The sequence below is a fragment of the Acinetobacter sp. ANC_7553 genome (assembly GCF_056779895.1).
This window is the reverse complement of sequence record NZ_JBWYIV010000001.1, coordinates 284,266-298,193: the sequence shown is the minus strand read 5'-3', so window position 1 is coordinate 298,193 and position 13,928 is coordinate 284,266. Positions and strand designations below refer to the sequence as shown.

18 protein-coding genes are annotated in these 13,928 nt (G+C 36.1%); 11 read left to right on the top strand and 7 right to left on the bottom strand.

Translation table 11 applies throughout. The features are described from left to right. Positions 1 to 49: 49 nt before the first annotated feature. From AC1M9I_RS01515 to AC1M9I_RS01500, 4 genes are all read left to right on the top strand, one after another. The gene (locus AC1M9I_RS01515; protein WP_481592599.1) at positions 50 to 964 is read left to right on the top strand and encodes a LysR family transcriptional regulator; all 915 of its coding nucleotides are present in this window, start codon (positions 50 to 52) and stop codon (positions 962 to 964) included. A 141-nt stretch (positions 965 to 1,105) separates the two neighbouring features. Further along, a complete protein-coding gene (locus AC1M9I_RS01510) occupies positions 1,106 to 1,660 on the top strand; it encodes a thermonuclease family protein (RefSeq protein WP_481592600.1) in 555 nt (184 codons plus the stop codon). Between the two features lie 100 nt (positions 1,661 to 1,760). Continuing rightward, complete coding sequence (locus tag AC1M9I_RS01505) at positions 1,761 to 2,210, top strand: MarR family winged helix-turn-helix transcriptional regulator (RefSeq protein WP_481592601.1); 450 nt, start codon at positions 1,761 to 1,763, stop codon at positions 2,208 to 2,210. Beyond that, a complete protein-coding gene (locus tag AC1M9I_RS01500; protein WP_481592602.1) occupies positions 2,207 to 3,415 on the top strand; it encodes an MFS transporter in 1,209 nt (402 codons plus the stop codon). Before AC1M9I_RS01505 ends, AC1M9I_RS01500 begins: the two co-directional genes overlap by 4 nt. A gap of 48 nt (positions 3,416 to 3,463) precedes the next feature. Here the strand turns inward: AC1M9I_RS01500 and AC1M9I_RS01495 are convergent, their stop codons facing one another. The 5 genes from AC1M9I_RS01495 to AC1M9I_RS01475 form a co-directional block, all read right to left on the bottom strand. After that, positions 3,464 to 4,066: a nitroreductase family protein gene (locus AC1M9I_RS01495; protein WP_481610589.1), complete on the bottom strand. Its 603-nt coding sequence runs from the start codon at positions 4,064 to 4,066 to the stop codon at positions 3,464 to 3,466. A gap of 245 nt (positions 4,067 to 4,311) precedes the next feature. Further along, entirely contained in the window at positions 4,312 to 4,803 is a 492-nt protein-coding gene (locus AC1M9I_RS01490) for a hypothetical protein (protein ID WP_481594627.1), read from the bottom strand. A gap of 142 nt (positions 4,804 to 4,945) precedes the next feature. Continuing rightward, positions 4,946 to 5,884, bottom strand: a complete 939-nt coding sequence (locus tag AC1M9I_RS01485) for a DUF4760 domain-containing protein (RefSeq protein ID WP_481610588.1) — start codon at positions 5,882 to 5,884, stop codon at positions 4,946 to 4,948. A gap of 255 nt (positions 5,885 to 6,139) precedes the next feature. Continuing rightward, positions 6,140 to 7,534, bottom strand: a complete 1,395-nt coding sequence (gene fumC, locus AC1M9I_RS01480; protein ID WP_035267804.1) for a class II fumarate hydratase — start codon at positions 7,532 to 7,534, stop codon at positions 6,140 to 6,142. Positions 7,535 to 7,644: 110 nt separating this feature from the next. Continuing rightward, the gene (locus AC1M9I_RS01475; protein WP_481610587.1) at positions 7,645 to 8,646 is read right to left on the bottom strand and encodes an NAD-dependent epimerase/dehydratase family protein; all 1,002 of its coding nucleotides are present in this window, start codon (positions 8,644 to 8,646) and stop codon (positions 7,645 to 7,647) included. A 71-nt stretch (positions 8,647 to 8,717) separates the two neighbouring features. On the opposite strand from AC1M9I_RS01475, the gene tusD reads away from it, so the two are divergent. The 4 genes from tusD to AC1M9I_RS01455 are packed head-to-tail and all read left to right on the top strand — an operon-like array spanning position 8,718 to position 10,137. Continuing rightward, a complete protein-coding gene (gene tusD, locus AC1M9I_RS01470; protein ID WP_035267807.1) occupies positions 8,718 to 9,086 on the top strand; it encodes a sulfurtransferase complex subunit TusD in 369 nt (122 codons plus the stop codon). Positions 9,087 to 9,130: 44 nt separating this feature from the next. After that, positions 9,131 to 9,481 carry a hypothetical protein gene (locus AC1M9I_RS01465; protein ID WP_035267809.1) on the top strand — a complete coding sequence of 117 codons (351 nt, stop codon included), beginning with the start codon at positions 9,131 to 9,133 and terminating at the stop codon, positions 9,479 to 9,481. A gap of 5 nt (positions 9,482 to 9,486) precedes the next feature. Continuing rightward, positions 9,487 to 9,786 (top strand): DsrH/TusB family sulfur metabolism protein, encoded by a 300-nt coding sequence (locus AC1M9I_RS01460; RefSeq protein ID WP_035267811.1) that lies wholly within the window; start codon positions 9,487 to 9,489, stop codon positions 9,784 to 9,786. Positions 9,787 to 9,813: 27 nt separating this feature from the next. After that, positions 9,814 to 10,137, top strand: a complete 324-nt coding sequence (locus AC1M9I_RS01455) for a TusE/DsrC/DsvC family sulfur relay protein (protein ID WP_035267814.1) — start codon at positions 9,814 to 9,816, stop codon at positions 10,135 to 10,137. Between the two features lie 247 nt (positions 10,138 to 10,384). Here AC1M9I_RS01455 and AC1M9I_RS01450 read toward each other — a convergent pair whose 3' ends face one another. Further along, on the bottom strand, positions 10,385 to 10,756 hold the full coding sequence (locus tag AC1M9I_RS01450) for a hypothetical protein (protein ID WP_481610586.1): 372 nt from the start codon (positions 10,754 to 10,756) through the stop codon (positions 10,385 to 10,387). Next, complete coding sequence (locus tag AC1M9I_RS01445) at positions 10,756 to 11,106, bottom strand: immunity protein Imm33 domain-containing protein (RefSeq protein ID WP_035267817.1); 351 nt, start codon at positions 11,104 to 11,106, stop codon at positions 10,756 to 10,758. Before AC1M9I_RS01445 ends, AC1M9I_RS01450 begins: the two co-directional genes overlap by 1 nt. 152 nt (positions 11,107 to 11,258) lie before the next feature. On the opposite strand from AC1M9I_RS01445, the gene AC1M9I_RS01440 reads away from it, so the two are divergent. The 3 genes from AC1M9I_RS01440 (at position 11,259) to aroQ (ending at position 13,928) form a co-directional block, all read left to right on the top strand. After that, positions 11,259 to 11,876: a LexA family protein gene (locus AC1M9I_RS01440; protein WP_481610585.1), complete on the top strand. Its 618-nt coding sequence runs from the start codon at positions 11,259 to 11,261 to the stop codon at positions 11,874 to 11,876. Between the two features lie 28 nt (positions 11,877 to 11,904). Further along, the gene (locus AC1M9I_RS01435) at positions 11,905 to 13,236 is read left to right on the top strand and encodes a Y-family DNA polymerase (protein WP_481610584.1); all 1,332 of its coding nucleotides are present in this window, start codon (positions 11,905 to 11,907) and stop codon (positions 13,234 to 13,236) included. A 236-nt stretch (positions 13,237 to 13,472) separates the two neighbouring features. Further along, a complete protein-coding gene (gene aroQ / locus AC1M9I_RS01430) occupies positions 13,473 to 13,928 on the top strand; it encodes a type II 3-dehydroquinate dehydratase (RefSeq protein WP_035267826.1) in 456 nt (151 codons plus the stop codon).

Sequence of the window (13,928 nt, the reverse complement as noted above, 5' to 3'; positions counted from 1 at the left end):
ATAGCTTGAAATCTACTATGAATAAAATGATTTATTTAAATATTACTTTATGAATAGAATTCATCAGGAATCTGTGGATCTGAGCGCTTTTTCACACATTGATATCAATCTATATCCATTATTTATTGCGATATACGAACATCAAAGTATCAGCAAAGCCGCAAATTTGATGTGTATTACACAATCTGCAGCTAGTCACGCTTTACAGCGATTAAGATTACAATTGAAAGATGATCTTTTTATCCGAAGTGGTATAAAGATGGTTGCGACGCCCTTTTCACATCAAATTTATCCACGAATAAAAGAAACATTAATCGCAATTCAGCATATCTCGACTCATCATATATCTTTTGATCCACTGACGATTCAATCTATTCGTATAGCAATTCATGATGAAATTGAGCCTTTGATTTTTCCGCAGTTAATTCGTCATTTTCGTGATCTTGGACTGGCGACACGGTTTCAAAGTATCAAGTTAGATCGAACTAACTGGGCAAAAGATTTATTATCACAGCAACTTGATTTAGTGGTCGATCTTCAACAGAAAGTTGATGAGAAAATTTATTTTACCCCTTTAGTGAATGATCGCTTTGTCATATGTGGTTTGACAACCATCGAAAATTTAGAACAATATAAACATGCCCAACATATTGGTGTTTCATCAAGGCATTCTGGTGTGCTTATTGAAGATTTACATTTTAAAAAGTTGAATATTCAACGTGATATTTTTTTACGCTGTCAACACTATTCAACAGCACTACAAATTTTGAAGGAGTATCCTGACACATTGCTAACCTTACCTTTTAGTATTTTAAAAAATTTGAAATTACCTCAAGATTTAAAAATTTCTGAACTCCCTATTGAACTGCCTTTAATGAAAATGGGAATTTATTGGAATTCACAATTAGCATCGCATCAAAAGTTTCAGTATTTAATTTCAGAAATTAATAAAATTTATGCTTAGGCTATTTGTAGCGGTGATAGAAGATGAAACTTAGGCTATTTTCTTGAAAATATGTGGTAAATACCATCTGTTCAATATTGAATCAAACACTCACTTCGAGTTGATTTATCATATTAAGGCTTGTTTTTTCTTGTGTTTTCTATGTTTGATCAACTCCCTGCATCATGGCTTATTGGGCTAGGTGCGATTTTATGCTTATTACTTCTTATCATTTTTAGACAAGTAAGAATTTATCTTCTTCAAGTATTTAAACCTTTTAAAAAAGGAAAAACTTATTGGTGCCGTGTTACAGCGGTGAGTGATGGTGACACTCTCTCCTGCCATCGTTTGAATCTAAGACGTTCTAAAACTAAATTACGCTTTGCTTTTGTAGATGCGCCTGAATCTAATCAAAGTTACGGGCTTGAATCCCAACGCTTAGTTAAGAAAATGGTTCAAGGTAAAATTGTTCGTGTAAAAATCACGGATATTGATCGTTATGGACGTTGCGTGGGTGTGGTCTACCGCTATCGCAAGAATATGAATGAAGAATTAGTGAGGCGTGGTGGTGCGTGGGTTTACGAAGAATACATACGTGATCCAAAGCAATTAAAATATATGATCTCGCTACAAGATAGTGCAAAACGCAATAAACGAGGTCTCTGGCGCGGGACCCGTCCTATTCGACCAAGTACTTTTAGAAAACAAAAAAGCTAATATTTTCAGTACCCTGATTATCAATAAGTGCATTACGCTTGATTCGTCTAATAATTGAGCGTAAATTCAAGCCAACAAACTAGTTAGCTTGGTTAACTATATGCAAAACTCTCTCAAATTCCGTGTCGTATTACTGCGAAGTGCGCGACTCTTTAGTGACCGTTTAAATGATATCTTGGCTCAATACCAACTGAACTATTCAATGTGGCAGTTGATTTATCATATCTATGATCATGACTCCATCACTTCAATTGATTTGGCTCATGAACTCAATGTTTCTAAACCATCAATTGCAAAACGCATTAATACTTTACATAAATTAGATGTTATTCAGTTTTTAGAATCATCTGATAAACGCCAAAAATTAATTCAATTAACCGAAAAAGGTAGAGATCTTTATCAAATTTGTACAATTCAGATTGATCAATTTGAACAACAGTTTTTGAATCAAGTAAATCCTGAAGACATTGCTCAAAGTGCTGAGACACTTCAACTGTTTTTGTCTATTTTAGAGCGTGATAAAAGCTTAAATATCGTGGAGGAGTTATGAGTACTTCCTCAAATCAAGTTAATCAGCCTCTTTGGACACGTAACTTTATTTTGGTCAGTTTAATTAACTTTCAATTGGTACTGACTTTTTATCTTCTCGTCATTGTCATTGTGGGATTTTCGATAGCAGAACTTGGAGCGACGACGGCGCAGGCTGGTTTAGTATCAGGACTTTTTATTGTGGGTACACTGATTGGTCGTTTATTGGTGGCTAAATTCCTCGTTAAATTCGGTTCTAAAGTCACCATGCTGGTCGGACTCACTGGATTTCTCATATTTTCAGGCTTTTATTTTCTCCATTTAGAGGTTGGAACTTTATTAATCGTTCGATTCTTGCATGGCTTTATGATGGGGGTTGCCTCCACCGTATTTGGCACAATTATCGCTCAAATTATTCCCGCAACCCGTCGTGGTGAAGGTATAGGTTACTACAGTATGAGTAGTACTTTAGGAACTGCAATTGGACCATTTTTGGCAATCTGGCTAATGCTTCATGTCAGTTACAACATTATTTTTGCCCTATCTTCAATCCTTGCAGTTTTATGTTTAATTACAGCATTATTTATTCAAGTTCCTCAAGTGCATCAGGTTCCTTCTATACCTGATCAGATTCATACACAAAATAGTTTTCTATCTCAATATATTGAAAAGAGCGCCTTACCCATTGCTCTGATCATGTTGGTAAGCTCCCTCTTTTACTCTGGTGTTCTATCGTTTATTAATTTTTATGCCAAAGAAATTGATCTGGTTGAAGCAGCATCATTTTTCTTTCTCATTTATGCGTTGACGATTCTGCTCTCTCGTCCTATTACGGGACCACTGATGGATAAGAAAGGCGAAAATATAATTATGTATCCGGCCTTTCTCATTATGGCACTTGCATTCTTCTTGTTGAGCCAAGCTAACAGTTCGGGCCTTTTGTTGATTTGCGCAGGATTATTAGGTTTAGGCTACGGTAATATCCAGTCAATTTGCCAAACGATTGCAGTGAAAAGTACTAGTTTGGAACGAATGGGATTTGCAACCTCAACTTACTTTATCTTTTTAGATGCAGGTTTGGGATTCGGTCCTTATTTCTTAGGTTTAGCTTTAGATTTGATCAGTTACCAACAACTCTATTTATATAGTGCTATTGGGACGTTATTTTGCATTGTCTTATATTATGTATTACATGGGAAAAAAGTTCGAAATATGAATATTGCTTAGGCTATTTATGGGTTTAAAAAAGCACTCCAATGAGTGCTTTTCCATATTTTATTTAAACACTTTAAAACGTGTGGCGTCGTCAATATAGCCTTTATCGAAAGCTTCACCTTCTTTAGATCCAAATACCAATTGTGCGCTTAGTTTCCACGAAGCTGGTACAGCCCATTCAGTGTGGACTTGATCATCTACAATCGGATTATAATGTTGAAGGTTTGCACCTAAACCTTCTGTATGCAAAGCTGTCCAAACCGCAAACTGTGCCATTGCTGTTGAATGTTCCGCCCAAATTGGGAAGTTTTCCGCATACGAAGAATATTTCTCTTGTAAGTCAGTGATCGTATCCATTTCTTCGAAAAATAATACAGTTCCTACGCCCGCAGCAAAGCTATCCATTTTTGCAGAAGTTTTCGCTGCACTCGCCTCGTCCTTCGCATATGACTTTAGCTTCTCTTTCACAAAGCCCCAAAACTTTTCATGTTCAGCGTTAAATAAAATCACCGCACGTGAAGATTGAGAGTTAAAAGATGATGGGCTTTGTTTAATCGCATTCTGAATAAGATCTGTTAAGTACTCAGGAGATTGTTCAACTGCTTTTCCTAAAGCATAAATCGTACGGCGTTTTTTAATTAAATCTAAAAATTGATTCGACATTTTCTGAAATCCTTTGATATTTCCTCGGGGAAATACGATACTCTGACTTTTAATTCATTAGAAATACTTAACCTAAGATTAAATATTCAACAAATCAAATATGTTGTAGTGTTACATTAAGCATTTATCAGACCAACATCTATCCATTTTGAACCCTAATTAGAAGATTTGATTTTATTCGTATTTTTTTTACCCAGCAGTAAAAAGCCCTCCATAATAGAGGGCTTGTCTTGGCATATGTAAGCTTAAAATTTAGCCTCAAGAACCTGAGCCGATACTTGGTTTTTCCATAGGGAGCGTAAGGTTGGCAAATAGAATTTTTCACCTAACTCTACTAATTCAGCATCAATCGCCGTATGAACTTCATGCATGAACAAATAGTCTAAATCTACCGTACTGAGCTTAGGTTGTTCTTTAGAAAACTTTGCTCTTTTTTGTTGAGCAGTTTTTACTAGCTGATCTGCAAATTCACGATTTTTGAATTGTGTAATGGCATTCAGACGCAGTTCAATCACACCCCAACCTGTCACTAGGAGTTTGAAGGTTTCAAAATCTTTTGTTGTTGATTCCCATGTCATGTCTTCTAGATTTTCATCTTTAGGTAGAACAGGAAGTAGTAATTCCATAATACTTGGGAAGATTTTTTTAAAGTTAAGAATAAATTTAACAGGATGTTCACCTGGATAATCTTGAAATTGAACATTTTTTTGAACATCTGTTAAATATATATCGAGCATTGAAAATTTCCGTAGATTGGCTGTCTTAAGTCTAAGATAAGAACTTTGATACAACAGCAATTAAAAGCAATGTGTATTTTAACAATTGCGACGAGTTAATCAATCTCATAATAATTACATGACTATGTGATGAAGTTTTTACTTATTTTTTTAATGTTTTGCAGTTATCGCATAATAAATCTTCCTCTGTTGAATATTTCGTTAATTTCTCTATTAATCTCATAATAGCTATCATTATTAGCCACCCTGAGCCCGTTAAAATTGTTAATGTAATGTTCCAAAGATTATTAAATTTATGTTTCTTTCTATTTTGAACTTCATCATCAATACCTTGCTTACAATTGATACATTCTGGTTCTTTGTTCTCTTCCCACCTTTTATGCAAAATTTCGAGTTGATTGTAAATTTTAGGACTATCAATATCTCTTAAATATTCAATTACAGGTTGGAAGAGGTTGTAATTAGCTTTAAGTATTGATTTGAAACTACTTTTTATTAAGTCTTCATCTAAGTTGTTATGCCTGATTCCAATTGCTACAAATTCCAAAAAATTTAATAAATATGTTACAGCCGATTTTTCCTCATCTTCCAATGAATTAAATTTTTCTCTAGTCAATTGCACTTTATCTTTTGACTCTACGTTTTGATCCTTCCCCAAATTCCTTCTTATTTTGGTTGCAATATCAACCTTAGCAATATACGCAGTAGAATTCCTACTATTCATCAATACTTGTACTGAATGACTTCTTATAGTGTTTATAATTTGCACCCTTGAAGTAAAAATCCAACCAAAAACGGCAGCTATAGCTGCTAAAACCGTAACTAATGCTGTCGTTTTAAACTGCCCATCTGTATTCTCTATATCAAAATTTAGAAATTTATAATCTTCAAAAAAACTTTTCCAAATTAATATTTCTACAAACGTGATACCTAATAAAATTAAGATGAGAAGGAGTTGATTACTACTTCTAATCTTAATAAAGAAATTATCTCTATGATAAATATAAAAATAAGCAATTACAGTGACATATGGAATTATCAGAAGATAAGTATAAAAGTAATTCAATTTTATTTTACTCAAAAATAAAGCACCCTAATGGATGCTTTTTTATTACACAAATTTAAATGAGTCTCAACCTAATCCATAGCCTTCTTCAAGGATTAGACGAGCTTTATAATTATTCATGATTGTCTCCTTTGTAAAAGCCTTAAGTGACGTATGAAAGGTCGTTTTATAAATAGTATTCTGAAATGAATAATTGGTCAATATATTAAAGACAGTTGCTTGTCAATATATGTTATCAACATTCAAATCATAAAATTCACCAAATCGAAATCACTTCACATTAGGTGAAACCATATTCTCAGGTACAACGACTTCATCAAACTGCTCAGCTGTGACTAAATTCAGCTCTACAGCAACTTGTTTAAGTGTTTTACCTTCCTTATATGCTGTCTTAGCAACTTTTGCCGCGTTTTCATAACCAATCACAGGATTCAACGCAGTCACTAGCATCAATGAGTTATGCAAGAAATAATCGATCTTATCTTGGTTTGGCTCAATCCCCACAGCACAATGCTCATTAAAGCTATTACATGCATCACCTAGCAGTTGAATTGATTGCAGTAAATTATAAGCAATAACCGGCATAAAAACATTTAGTTCAAAATTACCTGAAGCACCAGCGATATTAATTGTCGTGTCATTACCCAAAACCTGCGCAACAACCATCGTCATGGCTTCACTTTGAGTAGGATTCACCTTACCCGGCATAATACTCGAACCTGGTTCATTTTCAGGAATACGAATCTCCCCAAAACCACAACGAGGACCACTCGCTAACCAACGAATATCATTGGCAATCTTATTTAAACTCGCAGCAAGTGTTTTCAGTGCGCCAGAAGCAAATACTGCAGCATCACGTCCAGCTAGTGCTTCAAATTTATTTGGTGCAGTCACGAAAGGTAAACCCGTAAGCTCAGCCAATTTCTTTGCTGCATTTATAGCATAATCAGGATGGGCATTTAGACCTGTCCCGACAGCTGTACCTCCTAATGGCAATTCATATAACCCCTCTAAAGCTTGCTCTAGACGTTTTAACCCATGATCGAGTTGAGATACATAACCACTGAATTCCTGACCTAAAGTTAACGGCGTTGCATCTTGTAAATGTGTACGCCCAATCTTAACGATATTTGAAAATTCTTGAGACTTCTGATGCAAAGTTTCTCTTAAAGCTTGAACTGCTGGAATCAATAACTCATTGATCTGTAAACTAGCAGCGACATGAATCGCTGTTGGAAATGAATCATTTGTAGATTGAGCTCGATTAACATGATCATTTGGATGAACGGGTTTCTGTGCTCCAAGCGGATTACCCAGCTTTTGATTCGCAATATTTGCAATTACTTCATTACAGTTCATATTACTTTGAGTACCAGAACCTGTTTGCCATACCACTAATGGAAATTGACTGTCCCATTGCCCCGTAATCACTTCTTCTGCTGCACCCACAATATAATTCGCCAATTCAGCAGGAATCTGATTTAACTCAGCATTGGTAAGTGCAGCCGCTTTTTTGACCAGCCCCATACCACGGATCATCGCACGAGGAAGTCGCTCACCACCAATTTTGAAATTTTGCAAACTGCGCTGGGTTTGAGCCCCCCACATCGCATCACTTGGTACTTCTACATCACCCATCGTGTCGTGTTCTATACGTGTTTGCATATCAACCTCAAATATTTCGCTATTCCTTGGAAGAATCATGTTTGATTCGGATTCATCCACCGTTGATTTGATGCTAATCAAAAAAACTATAAATGTAAATGATTATCATTTTAATTATTAAAGGTGCTTTGATAGTATCGCCATTGATCTTCAATCATTTGTTCTAGTGATCGATGTGCTTTCCATTTCAATAATTCAAATGCTTTTAAACTATTCGAACCAATTTGATCTAATTCTTGGAAAACATAATCAGTTTCCTCAATTCGAATTTTTGTTTCAGTCACTTTTTCTACCGTATTAATCAAGTTTTGAATTGAACTTGGCTGACCTGCGATATCAAATGCTTCGCACGTTGATCTTTGATTAAATAACCACTTTAAAGTTGCAATGACTGCCTCGCACACATCAATGATATGCACAAAACTTCGTTCAACCGTTTGGTCTTTTGTCTTGGCATTCTTTTGTAATTGAATGGAATCGCGCTGCATGGCTGCAACTTGTAACACCAAAGGCAAAATATTTTTAGGTAAAGGGGCAACCACTTCACCCAAAACTCCATGTTCAAAAGCACCAGCTACATTTGCTAGTCTCAGGATCGCAATACTCCATTCTTCATCCGTTTTAGAGGTATCACGGATGATCTCTTCAATCATTTGCTGGGATTTAATATAAGGGTTTGGATTGGCAAAATTGAGAGGATGCTCTTCATTTAAATTCAAACTCGAAGTGCCATAAACCACCATACTTGAAAGATGCAATAATGTTCGTACACCAGTTCGTTGCATTGCACGCATCAGACTCATAATGCAACTGACATTATCATTATAATATTCAAGCGGTTTTAAGCGAGACTCCTCTAAAGACTTAAATCCTGCAGTATGTATAACAGCACGGATTGAGTACTGCTCAAAAACTTTATTCAGAGCAGGCGTATTTCTAACATCTAGCTTTACAAAAGGTACATACATTCCAGAAATGTATTCAAGACGTTCAAGTGTTTGTAAATTCGCATTGGCAAGATTATCTACAATGACGACTTCTTGACCATGTGCCAATAAGCTTAAAACAACGTGTGAACCTATAAAGCCTAATCCACCTGTCACTAAAATCATTGTATACTACCTTTTTGTTTAAAAGCCTGAACAAGCTATTTTCAGTTTGATCACCCTATGCGAAGTTTTAAATGAGTACGTTATTACTAATTACCTCGGCACCTAGCTCAATCCATGCTTGGCATGCATTAGGACTCGCACAATCATTGCAAGCGAAAGGCGAAATTTTTCGAGTTTTCTTTTATCAAGACGGCGTTCAAGTTGCAAACAACTTACAGTGGTCGCCAGATGATCAAAGAAGTCTCACACAAGAGTGGCAAAAATTAAATATCAAACTTCCTGTTTGCGTAAGTGCTGCCCTAGCACGTGGAATCACTGATGCTGAAAATGCTCAACGCCATCACATTGAGTCCCATAATCTGGCTGAAGGTTTTCAGCTGGTAGGACTCGGTGAATTGGCAGATGCTGTCTCATCTTCAGCACGTCTAGTTCAATTCTAAATTATTCATTTTTCATTGATTGTTGCAATTGAAAGGTAAATTGTGTGAAATCTGTACTGGTTATATTAACCCAATCAAATCTCAACTCGCTACAAGTTCATGAGAGCCTTTCTGCAACCATGGTTTTAGCAACTTTTGGCGCTGAAGTAAAAGTTTTATTGCAAGGCGCAGCCTTAAGTTTACTCCGTTCCGAATTAAGCTTCGAACCCATTAAACATGCGTTTAAACTGGCTTCCAACCTCGTCGATAGCTTTGAGTTTTATGATCTAAGCCCTATTTTGGTTGAATCCAATCAACAAGATAATCCCTTTGTTCAACATACTACGCATGAAATTAAATTTATTGAATTTAATAAAGAGTTAATTCAAAGCTTTGACCATGTACTGTATTGGTAACTCATATGACCGATAAAACGCTTTATTTAATACAATCTCAATTTGCAAATACTGAACATTGTATTCAACAGGTTCAAAAAACACTGGATACCAATGATGCTTTAGTGCTTATGGGGGATGCGGTGTTGGCATTGTTTACACCATCTGTACTTACGATTCAAAACAAGGTCTACGTTTTAGATCGAGATGCTGAGTTATTACCTTCGCATCTATTGAACGGCGAGTATTTTCAAATTGAAGTGATTGATTACACCACTTTTGCAGATATCATTCTGGGCTTTACACGCTGTATTAGCCTTAAATAAAACAAATTTATTGACTTAGGTTTTACCATGACCACTGAATTATCCCTTGAACTCGATCAAGATGGTCATTTAGTTGACTATACCATTTGGAATGAAAATGTAGCGCAAGTACTCGCGAATACGCTCGAGCTTGAGCTAACAGCTTGGCATTTCGAAGTATTGCATGCGGTGCGTCAGTTCTACGCTCAATTTGGTCATTCTCCTGCAACTCGTCCCTTAATCAAATTTTTAATGAAACACGTCAGCGCTGACATTGATAATGCAGTATTGCAAGAAAAGTTTAAAACAGGCCTAGTTGCTCGCCATCTAAGTCGATTAGCCGGAATACCAAAGCCTGCCAATTGTCTGTAAACCAAAACTACTTTTTGATTTACATAGCATATCGAGTCAGTTCGTAGCTTTAAAAAATGAATTAATCAGTGAAATAGACATTAAAAAACCCGCTATGCAGCGGGTTTAGACATCACCTAGACTAATGATGGTTAAGATGTCGCGTGTCAATCAGGGAAATTGCAATACGTCAACTCAACGCAAAAAATTATAATAAAGCTCGAGTTATCAATTCAGTCCAAATTCATATCAATATCTGACAAATTTGCTAGTTTGCGCTACACCAATCATCAATAGTCATGCCCGATTGTTGAAAACTCGTAGATTGCTGATTTAAATAAAATTGCGCAATACGCTTCATTACATGTGCTTGTTCAACTTGAATAAACTCGTCTGCTAAACCAACAATGTTTTGATAGGCCTTTAACCTTCCGCATAAAGCAAGTTGTTGCTCCATCGCTGTGGCTGTACTGTGTTCATCATCTAAAATCTGCTTGGTTTGTTCGATCAGCTGCATTTCATGATCCAGTTTTTGCTGATACACCATCTGTTGTGCATCAATCAAATCATTCGCTACAACCTGTTGCGATACAACAAAACTTAAACCTACAAAAATCAAACTCACCCATAACATGCGCATTAGATTCCTAAATCAGGCTCAGCTTTCCAAACATCCTCATAATCATCTCGATCAATCATAAAACGGAAACCTGTTTCCAATGCAAGAAATGGAATGGCATCGGGTAAAATTTCTTCAAGCTCTTTCACCGTCATCGTCTCAAAAAAATCTTCGCCTTCGCCTAATTCACCACCATAAATAAACCATGCCACTTTCTCACCAGGTTCAGGTTTATTACGTAAACCGACGATTGGCTCTTGATCTAAAGTATGCTTAGCCACAGCAACAACATCATCTTCATTCACTTTGATGTAAGCAGAATCAAACTCCTCACAGACTAATTTTTGCTCTTCAATAAAATCTTGCAACATGGATGATTCCATTTTCATCATAAATTCAGACCTAATTTTAAGCATAGTGTCGTATAAGCACAATCAATCCGACGAAACAATCTGTTTTTACAATGTTTTTTTTGCTATCTTGATTTTGTTACATATTCAAGATTAAATGGGGGGAATTTCATATGAGCAGCAATTCAAATATTTCAGCAACAAATACCGCTTCTCTACATGGTGGTAAACGTGCCAATGCAGGTCGAAAATCACAGTTTTCAGAAAAAACAGTAGTAATGCGTGTTCCTGAATCAAAAGTGATTCAAATTAAAGAATGGTTAAAAATACGACCTGAAGATGATTTCAATCAACAAATTGAAATTTCACCAATCCAATTTAGAACACGTTTAAAAATCGCCTATCCTATTGAATCTGTGGCAGCAGGCTTCCCTTCCCCAGCACAAGATTATGTAGAAGGACATATTGATCTAAATGAATACTTGGTTCAAAACGTAGCTTCTACTTTTATACTACGCGTAAATTCGTTATCAATGAAAAATGCAGGGATTGAAGTTGGTGATCAAATCTTGATTGACCGGAGTTTGAATGCAGAACATGGTGATATCGTCTTGGCGCTGATTAATAATGAATTCACAGTAAAAAGATTAATGTTAGAAAAACAAAATGATGGAACGATCCTTTTATGGTTAAAAGCCGAGAATCCAGACTACCCTGACATCTATCCTCGTAGCGAAGAACAAATCATGGTCTGGGGTGTAGTGACTTGTATTTTAAAAAAACTGAAATAAATTGATCTAAGCAGTTCACCCTACTCCTATGCAAAATATTTATCATCAAGAGATTTTTGCGCTCATTGATATTAATAACTGCTATGTCAGTTGTGAGCGTGTATTTAATCCAAGTTTAAATGGTCAACCGGTCGTTGTTTTAAGTAATAACGATGGTTGTGTCGTATCTCGTAGTGAGGAAGCGAAAGCTCTCAATATTGGCATGGCCGTGCCATGGTATGAAATTGAAAAAGATATGCTTAAAGCTGGTGTTAAAGTATTTTCAAGCAACTATGCCCTCTACGGCGATATGTCTAGTCGTTTTTTCACTATTTTAGAGCAACACTTTCATGCAGATTCAGATCTAGAGCCCTATTCAATTGATGAATGTTTTATTCGTCTAACACATTATCAAAGTCTTTTTGATTTAGAAAAATTTTGTCGAGAATTAGTCGACCGTATTCAACAATGGATCGGTTTACCTTGTTGTATCGGGATTGGTTACAGTAAAACACAAGCTAAACTCGCCAATCACTTTGCCAAAAAACGTTCTGGTTTTAACCGAGTGTGTTCTTTATTGGATTTGGATCCATGCAGTTTTGATCAATTACTTATAGAAACCTCAGCATCGGAAATTTGGGGCGTAGGTCGAAAAATTAGTAAACAACTTGAAAGTTACGGTATTTATAATTGCTATGACTTAACTTTTGCCAATGAACACTATTTGATGAAGCAGTTTTCAGTGCTCATGGGGCGTACCATTCGTGAGCTAAAAGGTCAGTCCTGTATTTCACTAGAAGATCCTGATTTACCGTCTAAACGAATCTTAGCATCACGAAGTTTTGCATCAGCATTAAAGGATAAAGCATTAATCAAGCAAGCCATGATTTTTCATTTAAGTCGGGCTCATGAGCGTTTAACCAAGCAAGAACAATTATGCGCCTGTGTCCATGTGTCTCTTTATGAAAAAATTCCAGTAAAACCATTCAAGAAATCACATTCTCATGTAATTGGTTTGGAATATCCGACGGATGATTTATTAATCCTGACCCATGCAGCACAACAGCAAATTGATGTTTTATTTAAAGAAAATATACGTTATGTAAAAGTTTCCGTCATGTTTTCTGCTTTGAGTGCTAAAAAAACACATACACATGACCTTTGGCAGCCTCATGATTTAATCCAGCAGCGAGATTCACTCATGACAACAATTGGCGCTATGAAAAACCGCTTTGGAAAGCATTGTATTCAAGTGGGCTATCATACCAATCAACAACAATGGAAAATGAAGCAATTGCACCACTCTCCACGCTATACCACCTCATGGTCAGAAATGCTGACTATTGATGACTCACATATGGCGGTTACACAAAACAAATGAATACTTTTGGTCAATTCGGTTTAAAATAGCAGACTCGAAGAATTAAAAGAAAAATGTAATTTTTTAACATTGCCAATTGACTGCAAAGTTCTCAAAATACAGCTCATTGACGACATTGTTTTTTTGCTATTTTTGAAACAAAATATAAATGAAAAGCTTAAAAACATGCCATAATATGCAAACTTTGCAGACATCTTGCAAGGTTATATTGCAACTTTCATATTGGAGCTGTCTTCATGAGTTCGACCATTTTGGTCATACATGGACCAAATTTAAATTTGCTAGGAAAGCGAGAACCTGAAGTTTACGGACATTTAACTTTAGACGATATCAATCATCAACTCATACAGCAAGCTCAAGAAAGTTCAATTCAACTTGAAACCTTCCAAAGCAATTGGGAAGGTGCCATTGTCGACCGAATTCATCAAGCCCAAATTGATGGTATAAAATTTATCATCATCAATCCTGCTGCACTGACCCACACCTCAGTAGCAGTACGTGATGCCCTATTAGGTGTTGCGATCCCATTTATTGAAGTTCACCTTTCAAATGTTCACGCACGTGAAGCATTTAGACACCACTCTTATCTCTCAGATAAAGCTGTCGGTGTCATTTGTGGACTAGGCGCACAGGGTTATTCATTTGCATTAACTCATGCCGTGCAAAAAATTCAAACTTCTACACATCTTTAA

Excerpts from the sequence above, each read along its gene's own strand:
- AC1M9I_RS01515 (WP_481592599.1), top strand. The coding sequence starts at position 50 with ATGAATAGAATTCATCAGGAATCTGTGGATCTGAGCGCTTTTTCACAC.
- AC1M9I_RS01510 (WP_481592600.1), top strand. The coding sequence starts at position 1,106 with ATGTTTGATCAACTCCCTGCATCATGGCTTATTGGGCTAGGTGCGATT.
- AC1M9I_RS01505 (WP_481592601.1), top strand. The coding sequence starts at position 1,761 with ATGCAAAACTCTCTCAAATTCCGTGTCGTATTACTGCGAAGTGCGCGA.
- AC1M9I_RS01500 (WP_481592602.1), top strand. The coding sequence starts at position 2,207 with ATGAGTACTTCCTCAAATCAAGTTAATCAGCCTCTTTGGACACGTAAC.
- AC1M9I_RS01495 (WP_481610589.1), bottom strand. The coding sequence starts at position 4,066 with ATGTCGAATCAATTTTTAGATTTAATTAAAAAACGCCGTACGATTTAT.
- AC1M9I_RS01490 (WP_481594627.1), bottom strand. The coding sequence starts at position 4,803 with ATGCTCGATATATATTTAACAGATGTTCAAAAAAATGTTCAATTTCAA.
- fumC (WP_035267804.1), bottom strand. The coding sequence starts at position 7,534 with ATGCAAACACGTATAGAACACGACACGATGGGTGATGTAGAAGTACCA.
- AC1M9I_RS01475 (WP_481610587.1), bottom strand. The coding sequence starts at position 8,646 with ATGATTTTAGTGACAGGTGGATTAGGCTTTATAGGTTCACACGTTGTT.
- tusD (WP_035267807.1), top strand. The coding sequence starts at position 8,718 with ATGAGTACGTTATTACTAATTACCTCGGCACCTAGCTCAATCCATGCT.
- AC1M9I_RS01460 (WP_035267811.1), top strand. The coding sequence starts at position 9,487 with ATGACCGATAAAACGCTTTATTTAATACAATCTCAATTTGCAAATACT.
- AC1M9I_RS01455 (WP_035267814.1), top strand. The coding sequence starts at position 9,814 with ATGACCACTGAATTATCCCTTGAACTCGATCAAGATGGTCATTTAGTT.
- AC1M9I_RS01450 (WP_481610586.1), bottom strand. The coding sequence starts at position 10,756 with ATGCGCATGTTATGGGTGAGTTTGATTTTTGTAGGTTTAAGTTTTGTT.
- AC1M9I_RS01445 (WP_035267817.1), bottom strand. The coding sequence starts at position 11,106 with ATGTTGCAAGATTTTATTGAAGAGCAAAAATTAGTCTGTGAGGAGTTT.
- AC1M9I_RS01440 (WP_481610585.1), top strand. The coding sequence starts at position 11,259 with ATGAGCAGCAATTCAAATATTTCAGCAACAAATACCGCTTCTCTACAT.
- AC1M9I_RS01435 (WP_481610584.1), top strand. The coding sequence starts at position 11,905 with ATGCAAAATATTTATCATCAAGAGATTTTTGCGCTCATTGATATTAAT.
- aroQ (WP_035267826.1), top strand. The coding sequence starts at position 13,473 with ATGAGTTCGACCATTTTGGTCATACATGGACCAAATTTAAATTTGCTA.